This is a genomic window from Thalassospira lucentensis, from assembly GCF_001613805.1.
In the GTDB taxonomy this organism is placed as follows: Bacteria; Pseudomonadota; Alphaproteobacteria; order Rhodospirillales; family Thalassospiraceae; genus Thalassospira; species Thalassospira lucentensis_A.
The window spans coordinates 191,435-207,859 of the sequence record NZ_LPVY01000002.1 but is presented as its reverse complement, the minus strand read 5'-3'; the positions used below and the strand labels follow the sequence as shown (position 1 = coordinate 207,859).

At 54.6% G+C, this 16,425-nt stretch carries 14 protein-coding genes; 4 read left to right on the top strand and 10 right to left on the bottom strand.

Annotated elements, in window-relative coordinates:
- Window position 1: 1 nt before the first annotated feature.
- Window positions 2-1,360 (top strand): M16 family metallopeptidase, encoded by a 1,359-nt coding sequence (locus AUP42_RS01370; RefSeq protein ID WP_062948155.1) that lies wholly within the window; start codon window positions 2-4, stop codon window positions 1,358-1,360.
- Window positions 1,361-1,478: 118 nt separating this feature from the next.
- Window positions 1,479-3,422 carry a DNA mismatch repair endonuclease MutL gene (gene mutL, locus AUP42_RS01365; protein WP_062948153.1) on the top strand — a complete coding sequence of 648 codons (1,944 nt, stop codon included), beginning with the start codon at window positions 1,479-1,481 and terminating at the stop codon, window positions 3,420-3,422.
- Between the two features lie 7 nt (window positions 3,423-3,429).
- On the opposite strand, the gene AUP42_RS01360 is transcribed toward mutL, so the two are convergent.
- The 4 genes from AUP42_RS01360 to AUP42_RS01345 all read right to left on the bottom strand — a co-directional run bounded on the left by AUP42_RS01360 (window position 3,430) and on the right by AUP42_RS01345 (window position 7,765).
- Window positions 3,430-4,740 (bottom strand): pentapeptide repeat-containing protein, encoded by a 1,311-nt coding sequence (locus AUP42_RS01360; RefSeq protein WP_062948151.1) that lies wholly within the window; start codon window positions 4,738-4,740, stop codon window positions 3,430-3,432.
- Between the two features lie 54 nt (window positions 4,741-4,794).
- Window positions 4,795-5,718 carry an OmpA family protein gene (locus AUP42_RS01355; protein ID WP_082824641.1) on the bottom strand — a complete coding sequence of 308 codons (924 nt, stop codon included), beginning with the start codon at window positions 5,716-5,718 and terminating at the stop codon, window positions 4,795-4,797.
- Window positions 5,719-5,774: 56 nt separating this feature from the next.
- Window positions 5,775-6,548 carry a motility protein A gene (locus tag AUP42_RS01350; protein ID WP_062948147.1) on the bottom strand — a complete coding sequence of 258 codons (774 nt, stop codon included), beginning with the start codon at window positions 6,546-6,548 and terminating at the stop codon, window positions 5,775-5,777.
- Between the two features lie 365 nt (window positions 6,549-6,913).
- The gene (locus tag AUP42_RS01345) at window positions 6,914-7,765 is read right to left on the bottom strand and encodes a GNAT family N-acetyltransferase (RefSeq protein ID WP_062948145.1); all 852 of its coding nucleotides are present in this window, start codon (window positions 7,763-7,765) and stop codon (window positions 6,914-6,916) included.
- 167 nt (window positions 7,766-7,932) lie between these two features.
- Here AUP42_RS01345 and AUP42_RS01340 point away from each other — a divergent pair, with 167 nt between their 5' ends.
- On the top strand, window positions 7,933-9,039 hold the full coding sequence (locus AUP42_RS01340) for a siderophore-interacting protein (protein WP_231858117.1): 1,107 nt from the start codon (window positions 7,933-7,935) through the stop codon (window positions 9,037-9,039).
- 14 nt (window positions 9,040-9,053) lie between these two features.
- Here AUP42_RS01340 and AUP42_RS01335 read toward each other — a convergent pair whose 3' ends face one another.
- From AUP42_RS01335 to AUP42_RS01315, 5 genes are all read right to left on the bottom strand, one after another.
- Window positions 9,054-9,974 carry a hypothetical protein gene (locus AUP42_RS01335; RefSeq protein WP_062948143.1) on the bottom strand — a complete coding sequence of 307 codons (921 nt, stop codon included), beginning with the start codon at window positions 9,972-9,974 and terminating at the stop codon, window positions 9,054-9,056.
- A 176-nt stretch (window positions 9,975-10,150) separates the two neighbouring features.
- Window positions 10,151-11,101, bottom strand: a complete 951-nt coding sequence (locus AUP42_RS01330; protein WP_062948141.1) for a metal ABC transporter permease — start codon at window positions 11,099-11,101, stop codon at window positions 10,151-10,153.
- Complete coding sequence (locus AUP42_RS01325; protein ID WP_062948139.1) at window positions 11,098-12,318, bottom strand: metal ABC transporter permease; 1,221 nt, start codon at window positions 12,316-12,318, stop codon at window positions 11,098-11,100. Before AUP42_RS01325 ends, AUP42_RS01330 begins: the two co-directional genes overlap by 4 nt.
- 39 nt (window positions 12,319-12,357) lie before the next feature.
- A complete protein-coding gene (locus AUP42_RS01320; protein ID WP_062948137.1) occupies window positions 12,358-13,158 on the bottom strand; it encodes a metal ABC transporter ATP-binding protein in 801 nt (266 codons plus the stop codon).
- Between the two features lie 23 nt (window positions 13,159-13,181).
- Window positions 13,182-14,156 (bottom strand): metal ABC transporter solute-binding protein, Zn/Mn family, encoded by a 975-nt coding sequence (locus tag AUP42_RS01315; protein WP_062948135.1) that lies wholly within the window; start codon window positions 14,154-14,156, stop codon window positions 13,182-13,184.
- Window positions 14,157-14,298: 142 nt separating this feature from the next.
- On the opposite strand from AUP42_RS01315, the gene mntR reads away from it, so the two are divergent.
- Window positions 14,299-14,730, top strand: a complete 432-nt coding sequence (mntR, locus tag AUP42_RS01310; RefSeq protein ID WP_062948133.1) for a manganese-binding transcriptional regulator MntR — start codon at window positions 14,299-14,301, stop codon at window positions 14,728-14,730.
- A 58-nt stretch (window positions 14,731-14,788) separates the two neighbouring features.
- Here mntR and AUP42_RS01305 read toward each other — a convergent pair whose 3' ends face one another.
- Window positions 14,789-16,309 carry a hypothetical protein gene (locus tag AUP42_RS01305; protein WP_062948131.1) on the bottom strand — a complete coding sequence of 507 codons (1,521 nt, stop codon included), beginning with the start codon at window positions 16,307-16,309 and terminating at the stop codon, window positions 14,789-14,791.
- Window positions 16,310-16,425 lie beyond the last annotated feature (116 nt).

The following is a 16,425-nucleotide window of genomic DNA, read 5'->3' as shown; positions in this document are numbered from 1 at the left end:
CATGAGCTATATCGCAAAAAACACTCCGGTACTGAAAATGCGCAAAACACTGCTGGGGCTGGCATCGGCTACCCTGCTGATGACAGCCTTCACAAGTCAGGCAAGTGCGGTCGAGGTGCAGGAAGTCACATCGGATGGTGGCATTACCGCATGGCTGATCGAAGATCATCTGAACCCGCTTCTGACGGTTGATTTCGCCTTCAAGGGGGCCGGTTCCGCAACCGACCCGGCGGGCAAGGGCGGGCTTGCCAATATGGTGTCGGGCCTGATCGACGAAGGGGCTGGCGAAATGGACAGCCAGACCTTTCGTACTGAAATGGAAGATCGGTCGATCAGCATTTCCTTTGATGCCGGTCGCGATGACTTTTCCGGATCGATGGTGACGTTGACGCGTGAACGCGATACGGCGATTGACCTTTTGCGACTGGCCCTGACCGAGCCGCGCTTTGATGACGAGGCGGTTGAACGCATCCGGGCACAGGTGATGTCTGGCCTGCGCCGGGCGGAAACCGATCCGGGGGATGTTGCCGGAAAGGCATTTTTCAAATCGATCTTTGGCGATCATCCCTATGCCAATCCGGTATCGGGTACGATTGCATCGGTCAGCAGCCTGAATGCCAATGATTTCCGTGAATTTGTCCGTCATGCGATGGCGCGCGACAATCTGGTAATCGGGGTAGCGGGCGATATTACTGCCGAGGAACTCGGCCCGCTGCTTGATGAAGCTTTTGGTGGTCTGCCGGAAAAAAGCGACCTTCCGGCCATTCCCGAAGTCACGCCGAAATTTGGCGGGATTGAAGTGATCCAACAGGATATCCCGCAAAGTCAAGCCGTCTGGGGCCAGAAGGGCATCGCACGCAAGGACCCGGATTTCTATGCCGCCTATATCATGAACTATATCCTTGGCGGTGGCGGTTTTTCATCCCGCCTGACCGAGGAAGTGCGTGAAAAGCGCGGCCTTGCTTATGGCGTTTACAGCTATCTGGCCGATATGGACAAGGCAGAGCTGATGACAGGCGGGGTTGCGACGCGCAACGACGCCATTGGTCAAAGTCTGTCGATCATTGGCGATGAATGGCAGAAAATGAAGGATAAGGGCGTGTCGCAGGAAGAACTCGATAACGCCAAGTCCTATCTGACCGGGGCCTTCCCGCTGCGCTTTACCAGCCTTGGCAATCTGTCGGGCATGTTGGTTGGCATGCAGATGCAGGATCTGGGCATGGACTTCCTTGATAAACGCAACAGCCTTGTCGAAGCCGTCACCCTTGATGACGTCAATAGGGTTGCCGGGGAACTGCTTGATCCGGCCGATGTCACCGTGACGGTGGTTGGCAAACCCGAGGGTGATCTGGCGTTTTAAGCCGATCCTGACGTTAAAATGTATAAAGCGCGGTGAAAGGCATTTCGCCGCGCTTTGTGCTTTGATAGGTTCGGATCAACCACAATAATATCACCCCGTTTTAACGAGCACCGCCTGTATGACCCTGCGCGTCCTGCCCCAGAACCTGATCAACCAGATTGCCGCCGGTGAGGTGGTTGAACGCCCGGCTGCGGCGTTGAAGGAACTGGTGGAAAATGCGCTGGATGCAGGGGCAACCCGTGTTGATGTGACCTTACGCGATGGCGGACGAACCCTGTTGTCGGTAACGGATGATGGCAAGGGCATGACGCCTGATGAGCTCGGCCTTGCGGTCGAACGCCACGCGACATCGAAACTGCCCGATGACGATCTGTTCAATATCGGGTTTATGGGGTTTCGCGGCGAGGCCTTGCCGTCCATCGGATCGGTATCGCGGATGCGCCTGACCAGCCGGACACGCGGGGCGGAAAATGCCTGGACACTGACGGTCGAAGGCGGGGCGAAAAGTGCTCCGGAACCCGCCGCCCATCCGTTCGGCACACGGGTCGAGGTACGCGATCTTTTCTATGCCACCCCGGCGCGCCTGAAGTTTCTTAAAACCGCGCGAACCGAACAGATGTATGCCCGTGAAATCATGGATCGGCTGGCCATGGCCCGGCCCGATGTCGGCTTTACCCTTTCGGGCGATGGCAACAAGCAGATTTTGAATTACCCGGCCTGCGAAGGCGATCTGTTCGACGCGCGCCTGAAACGGCTGGGTGCGGTGATGGGCCGTGAATTTCAGGATAACGCCCTTCAGATCGAAGCCGAACGCGAAGGCATCCGCCTGACCGGCTATGCCGGGGTGCCAACCCTGAACCGCGGCAATGCGCAGATGCAGTTCCTGTTCGTGAATGGCCGACCGGTCAAGGATCGGCTGTTGCAGGGGGCCGTGCGCGGGGCCTATCAGGATTTTCTGGCGCGGGACCGGCATCCGCTATTGGCGCTGTTTTTTGAACTTTCGCCGCGCGATGTTGACGTCAACGTCCATCCGGGCAAGACGGAAGTCCGGTTCCGCGATCCGGGCATGGTTCGTGGTTTGATCGTTGGTGCGTTAAAACATGCACTTGCCGGGGCCGGGCATCGGGCATCGACCACGGTGGCCGATATGGCGCTGGGCGCGGCAAGGCGCGAGGGCGACGGGCCGTCTTTACCCAATGGCGGGTCACGTCTGGCCTCCGGCGGATATAATTTCGGGTCCTATCAGCCCAGTCATCCAGGGCTGGCCGCAGTGCAGCGTGACTATGCCGCCCAGGCACCGTCTTCGTCCTATGGCGGGTTGTTTGACCGCGGGCGCGATTTCGCTGGTGGTGAGACCGGTGGTGATAATGGCGGATTTGCCGCGGCTGCCGCCAGTGCGCTGGCTGGCGGATATGGTGGCGGGTATGCCGGTGCGGCCCCGTCGGCACGGATTGACGACACCGACGCATCGAAATTTGTTGATCACCCGCTGGGCGCTGCACGCGGGCAGGTGCATGCAAACTATATCATCGCCCAGACCCGCGACGGGTTGGTGATTGTTGATCAGCATGCCGCCCATGAACGCATTGTCTATGAACGTATGAAAGCTGATCTGGCGGAAAATGGCGTCAAACGGCAGGGGTTGCTGTTGCCAGAAGTCATTGAACTGGACGAGGCATCCGCCGAACGCGTTGCCGACCGAGCCGAAGAATTTGCCGAATTGGGGCTGGTGGTCGAACCGTTTGGTCCCGGCGCGCTGGTGGTGCGTGAAGTGCCGGCCATGCTGGGCAAGGTTGATGTGGCCGGGCTGGTGCGTGATCTTGCCGACGAGATTGCCGAACTGGGACAGGGCATGGCGCTTAAAGACCGGTTGATGTATGTCTGCGCGACCATGGCGTGTCACGGATCGGTGCGGTCAGGTCGCAAATTGAACGCCGATGAAATGAACGCGCTGTTGCGGCAGATGGAAGCCACCCCTCATTCCGGCCAGTGCAACCATGGTCGCCCGACCTATGTCGAACTTAAGCTGCATGACATCGAAAAGATGTTTGGCCGACGCTAGGGTAGCATTATTCCTTGAGCGTCATATTGCGGGGCAGGCGGGTATTGGCATTGACCCGCGCGCGTTGGATCTGTTCGGCAAACAATCCCCTGGCCGAGGATAAATCCGCATCGCGGAAATCGGTTTTGGCAAGATTGGCGCCGCTCAGATCGCAATTGTGCAGTGTCATGCCGCGAAATGATGCGCCTGACAGATCTGAGCCGAGGAACACCGTGTTGCGCAATATGGCATCGGTGAAACGCGCCCCGGCAAGGCGGCTTGCAGCCAAGACCGCCTGATCCAGATTGCAGCCGATGAAATCGCCTGCCGTCATATCGCAACGACGTAGCACCGCCTTTTGGCAATTGGCATTGCGAAATGACACATGGGGCAAGGCACACCGGGTCAGATCAATGCCTTCCAGATCGGCATCACGCAGATCGGCATGTTCGATTGACATCATCGCGCCTTCCTTGCCACCGGTATCAACCCAGAGACGATGGCCCTGAAGGGCCGTCATCAGGTCGATCTCAACCAGTTCCTCGTCGATGGCGGTATCAATCGGGACAGTGTCCGCGACTGGTAGTGCCGTTTCGTCGGGGGTGGGAACCGCACCAAGGACCTCGCGCACGGAACTGGCAGCATCAAGGTTATAGTCGCGCGCCGATTTTTCCGATGCGATCTCGGCTGTTTCGATGCCGATTGCACCGGTTGCGGGGCGGGCGCTGTTTTGGGTCGGATTATCCGTTTTTGGCGAAGAAAACCTCGATGCTGGTTTGCCTGTTACCGACGTAGCCGCACGCGTTGATATTTTTGATTGGGGTGCCGGTTTAATCGTTACAGAAGCAGATGGACGGGTTTTGCGGGATGGCTCGGCCAAATTGTCGCCTTCGCGGGCCGGGCCGAAATAATTGCCTTCAAATACAAAACGGCGCGGTTTCCTGATGACAGTCTGAACGATTTTGCGCAGACGATCATCATCGACGGGCTGGCGAAACACACCTTCGATCCCGGCACTGACCGCATCGTGCATGGCGCGACGATCCAGTTTGGGGGCGCCTAGCAAAACCGGAACCTGATTGCAGAACGGATCGGCCTCAGAGGCGCTTTGACGCAATGTGCGGATCGTTGAAATGCCGCGAATGCCATCAAGATAAAGACCGATCAGGATCAGGTCAGGGCGATGGATTTGTGCAAGTTCGACGATGGATTCGCGATTGTCGCTGGTATGAAAGGCTGCCAGATCAAGTGGTTCGAGCGCGGTTCGCACTGCCTTGATGTTCCGGTCACTGTAATCGGCATACAGGACGGACAGTTTTTTTTGTGACCGCGATGTCATGACATCAAGCTTGCCTGCTTTTATCGGGTTTTGTGGCTTGGGCGTATTTGGCTTTTACTGATTGCCCGGTATGGAAAAGCTTCGACGCCGTTCCACCGGCGGAATATCCGGGGCGGTGCTTTCGCTTGCTGTTCCCGGGGATTCTCCGCCGGGCGGAGTATTTCCGGTCGGGGAGAATTTAGCTGGGCTAACATTGTTCCCTGTATCGTCGATCATCTCAATGGTGATTTCAACACGCCGGTTTTGTGCGCGACCCTCGGCTGTACTGTTATCGGCAATCGGGCGGCTGTCGCCGCGTCCCTGAACGACCATTCGGATCGGATCGGTGCCGTTTTGATCAATCATGTAATGCAAAACCGATGTCGCACGCGCCGCCGATAAATCCCAGTTCGAGATATAGGGCGAATTTGATGATACCGGAATATTGTCGGTGTGACCGGAAACTATAACCTGGCCTTCGGTCTGATTGATGACGGGTACCAGACGGTTCAGAATTGCTGCAAATTCCGGTGTCATCCCCGAAGAGCCGGATGGAAAGGCTATTTCATTGGGGAAGCGGACAATAACGTCACCATCTTTCCGCTCGACCCCGATTTCGTCGGCCATACCCATTTTATCAAGCACGGTTTCAAGCGTTTCTTCGAGTGCCTCGGCTTTTTCAGCCTTGCTGTCGCCTTCCTTTATCTCGACCTCGGGCGTTTCGACCGGGGGGATGTTGGAAACAACGCGCGGGGTATCGGGGGTCGGCTGTTTCAATGCCTTGCCAAGGATCGAGCCATCCAGTTCGACAACACCAGCCAGTTCATCCTGTTTGGAAAAACCAAAGGCGGCTTTAACCGATCCGGCAATCTGTTTGTATTTAATGACATCCATTTCGGCAAAGGTCAGCAACAGCACGAAAAGCACAAGCAGCAATGACATGAGATCGGCGAATGTCGCCATCCATGCGGGTGCTCCTGCTGCCGGTTTCTTTGCCATTTCTTGTGCCTGTTGCCTTCGGGTATCTTCGTTGCGTTAAGGGTGGAGAAAACGGGTTATTCTCCACCTTCGCCTTCGGCATCCTTGGGAATGCCACCTGGCAAATAAGGCCCGAGAATTTCCTTCATGACCATCGGGCTCTGGCTGGACTGTATCTGCACCACCGATTCAATAATCAGTTGCTTGGTGCTTTTAAGCTGTTCGACCTTGAGGGCCAGCTTGTCAGCCACCGGAAGCGCAATCAGGTTGGCCAGAACCGCACCATAGAATGTCGTCAGCATCGCAATCGCCATCGCCGGGCCGATGGCATCGGGGTCGGAAAGGTTGGCCAGCATCTGTACCAGACCGACCAGGGTTCCGATCATGCCAAAGGCCGGGGCCGTATCACCAATGCCACGGAACATCAGTTCGCCAAGTTCGTCATTCTGGATCGATTTTTCGACCTCGCTCGATATCGAGCTTCGAATGACTTCGCCGCTGTGACCATCCACGCACATGCGAATGCCGCGCGCCATGATGTCGTTTTCAATCTCGACATTCTCAAGACCAAGCAAGCCGTTCTTGCGAACCAAAGTGGAAAGTTCGATTGCCTTCTCGTAGATCGACAGCGGATCTTCCTTGGGGTTTTTGAAGGCGATCCTGATCCCGATCTTCAACGACTTGATCACATCGCGCATCGGAAACTTGATCAGCGTTGCCGCTGCCGTGCCACCAAAAACAACCATGATCGATGGTAGATCGACAAAGGCATCCAGGCTGCCACCCATAAGGATGGCGCCAAAGATAACGCCCATACCGGCGACGATCCCGATAAGTGTTGCAATATCCATGATGCTTATTTGTTTTCCGGCGTTATGAGTTTGTGCGGCAAAAGCCGGTTCTGGCTTACAAGAGGTGATTTCTCTTGCTGGTGGGCAGGCAGCTGATTTGTGGTAGCAAACATCAGAACGCGGTACCCCTGATACGTGTCATGGTGTTGGCGACTATCTTTTCTGTTTCATTCCATCAAATTGGGAGGCTGCAGACCGATTTTCCATAGCAAATGGACAAAATCCGGCATAATTCGTTCGCTGCTGCGAACAGTCCATGCCTGTGCTCCTCCCAATCCGCATATATGCTTAGCGTGAATGGCTAGTGCATACTATACGTTTGTTAGTCGACTTTTGTCGGGGGCTCAACCCACCGGCAAGGATAGTCAGCCTAATTCAAACGATGTAATTCCAAACGTCATTCCAAGGTTCAGTTCGGGGGCTTTGCCGCGATACATGCGCGCGGTTTCAAATTCGGCCTGCATGCCGTGTTCTTCAACGAGTACACGTGCAGCCTCATTACCATCGGGAATATCAAGATAGACCGGCTGATCCTGATCCTTGCGGGTGGCGAGCAGGGCGTGGAACAGGCTGCGGGCATCGTCGATATTGTTGGCAAAAAGCGGCCCGACCTTATGCCCGGTACGGCACGGCCGGATCACGCCATAGCCGCGCAATCCCATCGGCCCGCGAAGGGCCAGTGCGGTATGTTTTTCCCCCGAAATCCAGCCGCGCAGAAACTCTATCCGGCTTTCGGGGAACAGGTTGCAGGTCTGTTCGAACGCGTCAATGATCGCGATATCATTGATCAGAAGTTCAAAAAGATCATCGGTTTGCGGGGTTGATGCGCTTACCACACCACCAAAACGCAAATTGCGATGGGCCAACTCAAAGCCGGATTTGCGATAGTTTTCCTGCTGATCGACAACGCCATCAAGACCGATTGTCTTGGCAACCGCCTCGCTCAGCACGGTTTCCCAAAGACGGAAACCAAGACCTTCGCCGCGGCGATCCGGGCGGCAGATGTAAAAGCCGACAAATCCGTAATCCGAATTGTAATGCACGGCTGAAATCACTGCTGCCAGTCCCTGCTTGTCAAACGCGCCCCAGAATCCCAGCGGATCGGTATTGAAAAACGCATCCGCATCCGAGAATCCCGGATTCCAGCCTTCCTGTGCGGCCCAGTCAACGGCAGTGGCAAATTCAAAGGATTTCAGGCGGCGGATTTTATCGGTCATGGCGTTCTATTTCGTCTTTGTGGATCATGGACTTCCAGCCATTCATGCGTTGACGCATCATCTGACCGGTGCGGTTTGGGCCATGATGTAACATGAGCCCGCGATTGTAATGACAATAATTTTATTGAGAATGCCTATCAGTTTTATTATCAATGGAACGCGACTTCATGCCGCCTGTCATCGCCACCGAAAGCCACCTTATGTCTGTAAAATTCGATAGCCCCCTGATTGCCAAAACCCGTGTCGTGCTGTCCGGCAGTGTTGATGCCGCAAATGCGGTTGCGGCTTATTATGCCGAACACGACTGCGATGTGACGAATGATGACAACGGAGCTACGATTTCCCTGTCGGTCGGGCATCTGATTTTGCGGCCCGGTGAAAAGCACCTTGATATCGAAGTCGGATCAAAAAGCGAGGCTGGTGTTGCCCAGATGAAGGCAGCACTTATCGCCATCCTGCAAAGCATCGTGCCTGAAGCCGATCTTGACTGTCGCTGGAAGGGGGCGGGGGAAAGCAATGGCAAGCTACCGAACTTCCGCGAACTTCGCGTCATCGGGGTGACGGACCTGTCATCGCATATGCGCCGGTTGCGGCTTGCGGGCGATGATCTGAAATTTTACGACGGCGATGGCATTCACATGCGCCTTTTGATCCCGCCGCGCGGTGTGGTCGACCCGCAATGGCCGACCTTGGCCCCCAATGGCACGGTGATCTGGCCCGAAGGCGAAAATGCCGTAGCGCCGCGGGTTTATACCATCCGAAGGATTGATGCCACGGCAGGATGGATAGAAGTCGACTTTGTCATGCATGGCGATAATGGACCTGGTTCGGCCTTTGCGCTTAATGCGCAACCGGGTGACCGGATCGGCATGACCGGGCCGCTGGGCGGGGAATTGCCCGATGCCGACTGGTTCCTGTTTGCCGGCGACGAAACAGCCCTTCCGGCGATTGGCCGTTATCTTGAAGAACTGCCTGAACATGCCAGCGGTCATGCGGTGATCGAGGTGGAAACCTCGGCCGATATCATTGACCTGGCAACCAAAAGCCGGATCGCGATTGAATGGGTGTGCCGGGATCTGCATCCATCATCTGATGCCAGCCCTATCCGCGATGCGGTCAGCCGCATCGAAGTTCCCAGGGATGCAACCCGCGTCTATTGCTGGGCCGGGGTGGAGCAGGCGAGCTATAAATCCATCCATCAGATGTGGCGGAAGGAAGCCGGCCTTGACCGTGATCAGTGTCTGGCGATGACATTCTGGCGCAAGACAGCCTGATCTTAGTTCAGGTACTATTGGACTGATTTGTTCCGGTCGTGCAGTTCGGGTGCGAAATGGGCGATGGCCTTATCAAGATCGACCAGAATTTCCGCAACCAGCGAATTGCTTTGTGGCTTGTTGGCCAGTTCAATTACGGCGCGGATGATATCCTGATTGGTCGGACGGGCACCTGTTGCGATGGCTTTGGCGTGATCGAACACTTGTTGACGTGCCGCAAGAAAGGCCGCGATTTCGTTGGCAGCCGTCGGATCGTTTCCAGATTGTCTGTCATGCAATGCGCGTTTCAGTGACAGGCCGGTCATATGGCTGCTGCTGGCAAACAGGGTGGCGGTGATCATGCGAAATGCCAGCGCATCCTGCGCCAGCTTCTGACGAATAACCGGATCGGTGATGACGTTCAGCGCGAAAAGATCGGCTTCTATTTCGTTATCCCGTTCCTTGTCGCCGCCATCGCCAAAATGTGATGGATCGCAATGGCGCACTTCGTGGCGCATCAGCCAGTCATAGGTCAGATTAGCGCTGCTGGCGTAGTGAAGCTGATCGCCAAACCAGCCGTGCATCAGTTCGGCGAATATTTCAGTACCGCTACCCGGTGCGATCTTGGCTGGAATGAAAATCTGGCACGGTACTGCCTGATTGTTGCCGCGGCGTCCCGATACGGTAAAGGGTGACCGTGGAAGTTTGGCAAACAGCAAATCGGCACCCTTGATGTTATCAAGGCCAAGGGTCTGATCAATGATCGACAGAAAGGCGTCGCGGTCAGCAAAACTGTGCAGGGCGACCTTTTCATAACGGTTAAGATCGCGTTCAATATCGGCAAGCGTTCTTACATCCTGCGCTTTTGCAGGTAAAACCCCGCCGCCCGCCATGCCCGATAGCAGGCAGTAAATGATCAGGAGTGGCAGATAGCGACAGGATGCGAGTTTCACCATACCCATAGTATGCAGTTTTGGCAGGCCGGGGGCGAGGTCAAACTGATCCGGTCTCGCGCCCTATCCCAGTTTGCGGGCCGCAGCTATCGCGCGGCGGATTTTGGCCAACCGGCGCGATGCCCGTTTAAGATCAAGTGTTGATCCGGTCAGTTTTGTCATTGGTAGGCAGACCTCCTTTACGCTTCGGCGCGCTGGCCAGTACGTTTGCGCTGTGGCCCGAACAGGCAGGCCAGCAACAGGATAATACCGGAAATTGTGGCGATCATGCCAGCCGCACTGACCGCATAGGGCGACCCGAACCAGCCGGGGCCATATCCGGCAAAGACATAACCCAGAACTGCCGAGATCACGGCAAAGGCGACGCTCCAGCCGATCTGCCGGCCAAGCTGATTGGTCATCAGGCGGGCGGCGGCAGGCGGGCAGACAAACATCGCAATCACAATGATCGATCCGACCGCGTCAAAGGCCGCAACCGCGGCAATCGCCGTTACCACGACAAGTGCAAATCCAAGAACACGGGTGCGAATGCCAATCGCCTCGGCAAAGGTGGCATCAAAGGTCGATATCTTCAGTTCTTTCCAGAACAGCGTGATGAACAGCACGATCCCCACAAGAACGACCGCCAGACGTGGCAATTGCGGTGGCAAGGTCGCCAGTGCCAGCGGGTCAAGCAAGGATTGCCAGCCTTCGGCATCAAACCAGATCAGGCTTTCAAGATTCCCCAAAAGCGCGTGCTGCACATCGATATGCACCGAACTGGTGTCTGTCATTTCCAGAAACAGGACACCGGCGGCAAACAGGGTGGTGAAAACCAGCCCCATGGCCGCGCCCGGTTCAACCCGGCCCAACCGTTTAACGATCTCAATCAGAATGACGGCAACGATTGCCGCACAACCGGCCCCGATCATCATCGGGACCGCCGTGATGGTGCCGGTGACCAGAAAGGCCGCAACAATCCCTGGCAAAACCACGTGGCTGATCGCATCCCCGATCAGGGCCTGCCGACGTAGCAACAGGAAGTTGCCGGGCAGTGCACAGGCAACCGCGCCCAGAATACCGATCACAATCGGCGTCAGGCTAAGCTGCACGAATTCAGCACCAAGGGCAGTGATCAGATTGTCGATCATGCGGGGGCTCCGGTCTGTTCGGCAATCACGCGGTCGATTTCATCGATCTGGTCGGGCGTCATCATGTCTTCGATCGGGGTCAGTCCGTCATAACGTTCAATGGCGGAATCATCGGGCAGGATGCGCCGCGCCATCGCCCAGCGCGCTTCGTCCCGGGCGGCTTTTTGCGATGCGGTTTTACCGCGCAATGTCGCCACACCGTCACGCCGGATCATGCCCGAATGACGAAGGATGCGAAGGGTAAATCCGTCATAGATCGGTTCGCGCCGTGCCAGTGCCAGAAGCCCCTGCCGACGGTGCACGCGTCGCTGGAACCGCCAATGACGCAAGGCCGATGCCAGACCGCCACGAAGCGGTGAAAACAGGGCAGAGATGACAAAGAACCCGAAAGCCACCAGAACAATGATCGGGCCGGTCGGAAGGGATGTCACAGCCGCCGACAGCACCGCACCGACATAACCCGAAAGCCCGCCAATGGCGGCTGCGATGCCGATCATCGGTCCGACCTGATTGGTCCAGAACCGTGCCGTGACTGGCGGAATGATCAGCAGGGCAACAATCAGGATCAGACCGACAATCTTGAGCCCGATCACGGTGACAATCAGCGCCAGCCCCATCATGGCCAGATCAATGTGACGGACATTGATGCCGGTTGTTGCAGCATATTCCGGATCAAACGCCACCAGCGTCATCGGACGGCGCAGCATGAAAACAAAGGCGGTGGCAAGGGCTCCGGCGATGGCGATTGTGGTCGCCTCGCTGATCAGCATGCCGGCGGTCGAGCCCAGCAGGAAGTTTTCAAGCCCGGCCTGACGTCCCGACGACATGGTTTGAATAATCGTCAGAAGAACAATGCCAAGCCCGAAAAACACCGACAGAACCGCCCCGATTGCGGCATCCTCGGTCAGGCGGGTTTGACGCGTGATCCATTCGACCATCAAAAGACCGATGCCTGATGAAATGGCCGATCCGATGATCAGGCCGGGCAACCAGCGCCCATCCCCGCCAAGGGCCACCATCAACATGAATGCAATGCCGACACCGGGCAGGGTGGCGTGACTGATCGCATCGGAAACAAGGGCGCGTTTGCGCAGGAAAATGAACGCACCGGCGCCACCCCCGGCAAGGCCAAGCAACCCGGCACCAATCGCGACAAGGGCGCTGTTATATCCGGCCTGCAGGAACAGGGCGCTTATGAAGTAATCAAGAAAACTCATCTTAAGGGTTCCGATGGCTTTGCCGGGACGGGCATGTGATCAGGCAAGACGCAATTCATCGATATGCGTGGTCGCCAGTCGCCCGCCATAGGTTTCCTGCAAATTGGCGGCGGTAAAGGTAGTGTCGACCGGGCCTTCGGCGATACGGCGCACATTGATCAGAAGCACTCGGTCAAAATACTCGGCAACGGTCGAAAGGTCATGATGCACGCAAACAACGGTTCGGCCTTCGGATTTGAGATCCTTCAGCACGGCGACAATGGCGCGTTCGGTTGCGGCATCGACCCCGGCAAAGGGTTCGTCCAGCAGGTAAAATTCGGCATTCTGTGCCAGTGCCCGCGCAAGGAAGACGCGTTGCTGCTGACCACCAGAAAGCTGCCCGATCTGCCGGGTGGCGAAATCGGCCATGCCGACGCGATCAAGACATTCCATGGCCTGTTCGCGGTGGCGTGCGCGCCAGAACCGAAACAGCCCGACCGAGCCATAAAGCCCCATCAGGACAACATCGATGACGCGGGCGGGAAAGTCCCAGTCCACACTGGCGCGTTGGGGGACATAGGCCACCCGGTCGCGTGCCTCGTGAAATGGTTTGCCGAAAATACGGATTTCGCCAGACAGTCGGGGGATAACGCCAAGCGTCCCTTTGAGAAAGGTCGACTTACCCGCCCCGTTCGGCCCGATAATCGCAGTCATGGAACCCGCCGGGATAGAGGCATCGACGGAAAAAATCGCCGGTTTGTTGCCATAGGATACCGTAAGGCCACGCACCGTCAGTGGTGCGTCCTTGGCGGCGACATCAACGATCTTTCCGGCTTCTGCAATCAGTTCTGCGTTGCTCATGACAGTTCCTTCGGTGGCGCGGCTCAGGAGCCAGCGGCCAGTTTGCCCTGCATCCCGGTGGCTGGGGCATCGCCGCCAAGCGCACGGGTAATCAGGGTCGCATTATGGTCGATCATGCCGATATAGGTGCCTTCATAGGTTCCCGGTTCTCCCATGGCATCGGAAAACAGGGTGCCGCCGATTTCAACTTTCTGGCCGCGCGCGGCAGCACCCTCTATCAGGGCACGTACATTACGCTCCGGCACGGAACTTTCAACAAAGACCGCGGCGATGTTGCGATCAACTATGGTGTCGACCAGTTCCTCGACCCGGCGCAGACCGGCTTCGGATTCCGTTGAAATGCCCTGAATGCCCATAACCTCAAAATCATAACCGCGTCCGAAATAGTTGAACGCGTCATGCGCGGTCAAAAGCACACGGCTTTTTTCCGGCACGGTTTTTGTGACCGATTGCATGTAGGTAATCAGCTTTTCGATATCGGCAATATGCTTGTCGGCATTGGCGCGATAGGTGGCCTCGCCCTCCGGATCAGTCTTGATCAGCGCGTCACGTACGGCCAGAACCACGGTCTCCCACAATTTCGGATCCATCCAGACATGCGGGTCATAACGACCTTTATATTCGGCGTGACTCAGAAGTTTCGATTTATCAATCGCTTCACCGACGGCAACGACATTGCGGCGCTTTTCCAGATCAAGGAAGAATTCCTCAAGCTGTGCTTCAAGATAAAGGCCATGCCACAAAACCAGATCGGCGCGTGCCATGGCGGCAATGTCGCTGCGTGTCTGGCGATAGGAATGTGGATCAACCCCGGGACCCATCAGGGCTGTGACCTTGGCGCGGTCGCCTGCAACCTGGCGAGCTGCATCCGCGATCATCGAAGTTGTGGCGACAACATCAATCGGTTTGGCCGACGCATCTGTCACTGAGGCGGCAACAAAGCTACAGATGGCAGCGAGGGCAAAACCGAAATTCCGGGTGATGCGGCGAAGCGACATGTGGGGGATCCTGTAATGCAAGTTAAAATCAGTCTGCTAATACCCCCTATTTATGTGCGGACTTTTAAAGTTAGTCAAGGCTAAATTGATTTTTTCACGCTATGTTGATATGAAGACCCTGGGGATTTTAAAGGAGTTATGAATGGGCGATCCGACTGCGCGTCATCTGCGACACAACAAGGCCGAAGTTTTCGCGCAATTGCGCGACGCCCATGCGCGCGAAGTAACTGAGGATTACGTTGAAATGATCGCCGACCTGATCGAGGAAGAGGGCGAAGCGCGATCCGTGGCCCTTGCCGAACGCTTCGGCGTGACGGCCGCCACGGTCAATAATACGATCAAGCGTTTGGAACGTGACGGCTTTGTCACATCACGCCCATACCGCTCGATTTTTCTGACTGATCGGGGTAAGGAGCTCGCCGAGAAATGTCGCAAACGCCACGAGATTGTCTATAATTTCCTGATCGCACTGGGCGTCGATCCCGCTATCGCGGAATTTGATGCCGAAGGGATCGAGCATCATGTGAGTGAGGAGACTTTGGCGGTCTTCGAGAAGTTTATTCCGTGCCGTTGAAATGACTTAAGGATATTTGTCGAGCTATGCTCAATGTGCTAAGGATAGGGGTGAATGTCTAATTTAGGAAAGAAGGGCTAAGTTTACCTGCTTCCTCTATCTGGCGTAGTTTCCCCGACGTTGGTGAAAACATCCATACGCTGGTTGCTTGCACCGGCATTCCCGGCCTTGCCTCCAAAGTATCTTCTCCGTCCCAAATCATTGGTACATCAGAATAAAATGGGTAGATGGTCGGTCTTTTGTTGTTGGTTAAATTACCTGTGATTTCAGTCTTCGAGTAGACGGCGGACATTATATCCCACGGCGCATCAAAAACTTCTACGCCCCCTATTCGGGTTGGTTCGTCCAATACCAGAAGTCCGCCTGGAGGAATCCTGTTTAGTAATTCGGCAGAAAACGAAGCCAATATTTCTTGCTGACGAACCCAGGAGCGGTGCCAGTTCTGGATGTGCCATGTCGATGTTCCAATAAAGACGATAATCAAGGAGCCTATCGCAATGTTGCCTTTCAGGGCTGAAGACGAATGTCGCTTTAGAAGGGACAAGCAAACTGTAACTAGTATTGCTATCCATATGTTGACGGCCATCGTTGTTCTGGAGAAAACCCCTAATCCTTGTATTACATAATGAGCTAATGAAAAAGGAGTGGTGCTAACTGCTATCCCAAAAATGCAGGCGATGAAATACAAACAGTAAATCTGCATTTTCTCATTTTCTATGTTTCTAGTTGCTTTTGCCGCATAATATAGAAATATGCATAGAACAACTGCAATAATTGGCCAGAGCTGTCCAAAAGGTTGAAGTATTGCTATCGGCAGTTTGTACAGGAAATTTCCTGCCAGTAGTAGGATATTGATGCCTACTTCTTTTGGTGTGGATTGCAGAGAAAGTACTATGACGGATATCTGGATAAGCGTTGATGACATTAATGAGATCAGTATTCTTTCTATACTTTTTCTATTTTGTTTGTATAAAATGATGAGAAGTGCCGATACTGGTATGAAGCCCAAGTAAAATGCTTCATAAGTCAGGAAGGAGGAACAAAGAAAAGCAATACTGGCTGTGAGATGCCATTTCTTTCCTGAATCAACATAACTGAAGGTCATCAGGACATGAGCAAGGAATAAGATTAGGCAAAGCAACGTTACGGCGCCTGAATTCCAGACAGAATATCCAAGGCCCCAAGGGAATGCGATCCAGGCTGTGGTGGCTATTTCGGCAGAGAAGCTTCGGTTTCCAAGTAATATTTCAATTTTTCTCAAGACTAAATATAGTAAAATCGCTGATATCGCCACGAAGATTGATGTTATGAAAACTAGAATGGGGATACTTCCATTCCATAGAAAACATATAGTATAGTATGCTAATCCAATTCCAGGTCTATCCGAGAATTGAGATATTGAGTATTCTAATAATTCTTTAGATGTCATTTGGTTGGGTATTACAAATATACTCCAATCGTCATGTATTAATCCAAGATAAAATGGTCTGTATGCATGTAATATTGAAAATGTTATCAATGGAATTATGTAATATAGATATTTGAATTCATTTTCTTTTATTTTGATGAATTTTATCATTTTATTTGCTTTAATTTTTCTAAATATTTAAAGATTTTATTTTTTATGAGTGGCTTGATTTTCGGGATGTCATCCCTGTTGTTCCTGATCTTGGTTGTGCTGATAGGCTCTTGCGA

Coding starts and splice junctions, on each gene's coding strand:
- AUP42_RS01370 (WP_062948155.1), top strand. CDS start 2: ATGAGCTATATCGCAAAAAACACTCCGGTACTGAAAATGCGCAAAACA.
- mutL (WP_062948153.1), top strand. CDS start 1,479: ATGACCCTGCGCGTCCTGCCCCAGAACCTGATCAACCAGATTGCCGCC.
- AUP42_RS01360 (WP_062948151.1), bottom strand. CDS start 4,740: ATGACATCGCGGTCACAAAAAAAACTGTCCGTCCTGTATGCCGATTAC.
- AUP42_RS01355 (WP_082824641.1), bottom strand. CDS start 5,718: ATGGCAAAGAAACCGGCAGCAGGAGCACCCGCATGGATGGCGACATTC.
- AUP42_RS01350 (WP_062948147.1), bottom strand. CDS start 6,548: ATGGATATTGCAACACTTATCGGGATCGTCGCCGGTATGGGCGTTATC.
- AUP42_RS01345 (WP_062948145.1), bottom strand. CDS start 7,765: ATGACCGATAAAATCCGCCGCCTGAAATCCTTTGAATTTGCCACTGCC.
- AUP42_RS01340 (WP_231858117.1), top strand. CDS start 7,933: ATGCCGCCTGTCATCGCCACCGAAAGCCACCTTATGTCTGTAAAATTC.
- AUP42_RS01335 (WP_062948143.1), bottom strand. CDS start 9,974: ATGGTGAAACTCGCATCCTGTCGCTATCTGCCACTCCTGATCATTTAC.
- AUP42_RS01330 (WP_062948141.1), bottom strand. CDS start 11,101: ATGATCGACAATCTGATCACTGCCCTTGGTGCTGAATTCGTGCAGCTT.
- AUP42_RS01325 (WP_062948139.1), bottom strand. CDS start 12,318: ATGAGTTTTCTTGATTACTTCATAAGCGCCCTGTTCCTGCAGGCCGGA.
- AUP42_RS01320 (WP_062948137.1), bottom strand. CDS start 13,158: ATGAGCAACGCAGAACTGATTGCAGAAGCCGGAAAGATCGTTGATGTC.
- AUP42_RS01315 (WP_062948135.1), bottom strand. CDS start 14,156: ATGTCGCTTCGCCGCATCACCCGGAATTTCGGTTTTGCCCTCGCTGCC.
- mntR (WP_062948133.1), top strand. CDS start 14,299: ATGGGCGATCCGACTGCGCGTCATCTGCGACACAACAAGGCCGAAGTT.
- AUP42_RS01305 (WP_062948131.1), bottom strand. CDS start 16,309: ATGATAAAATTCATCAAAATAAAAGAAAATGAATTCAAATATCTATAT.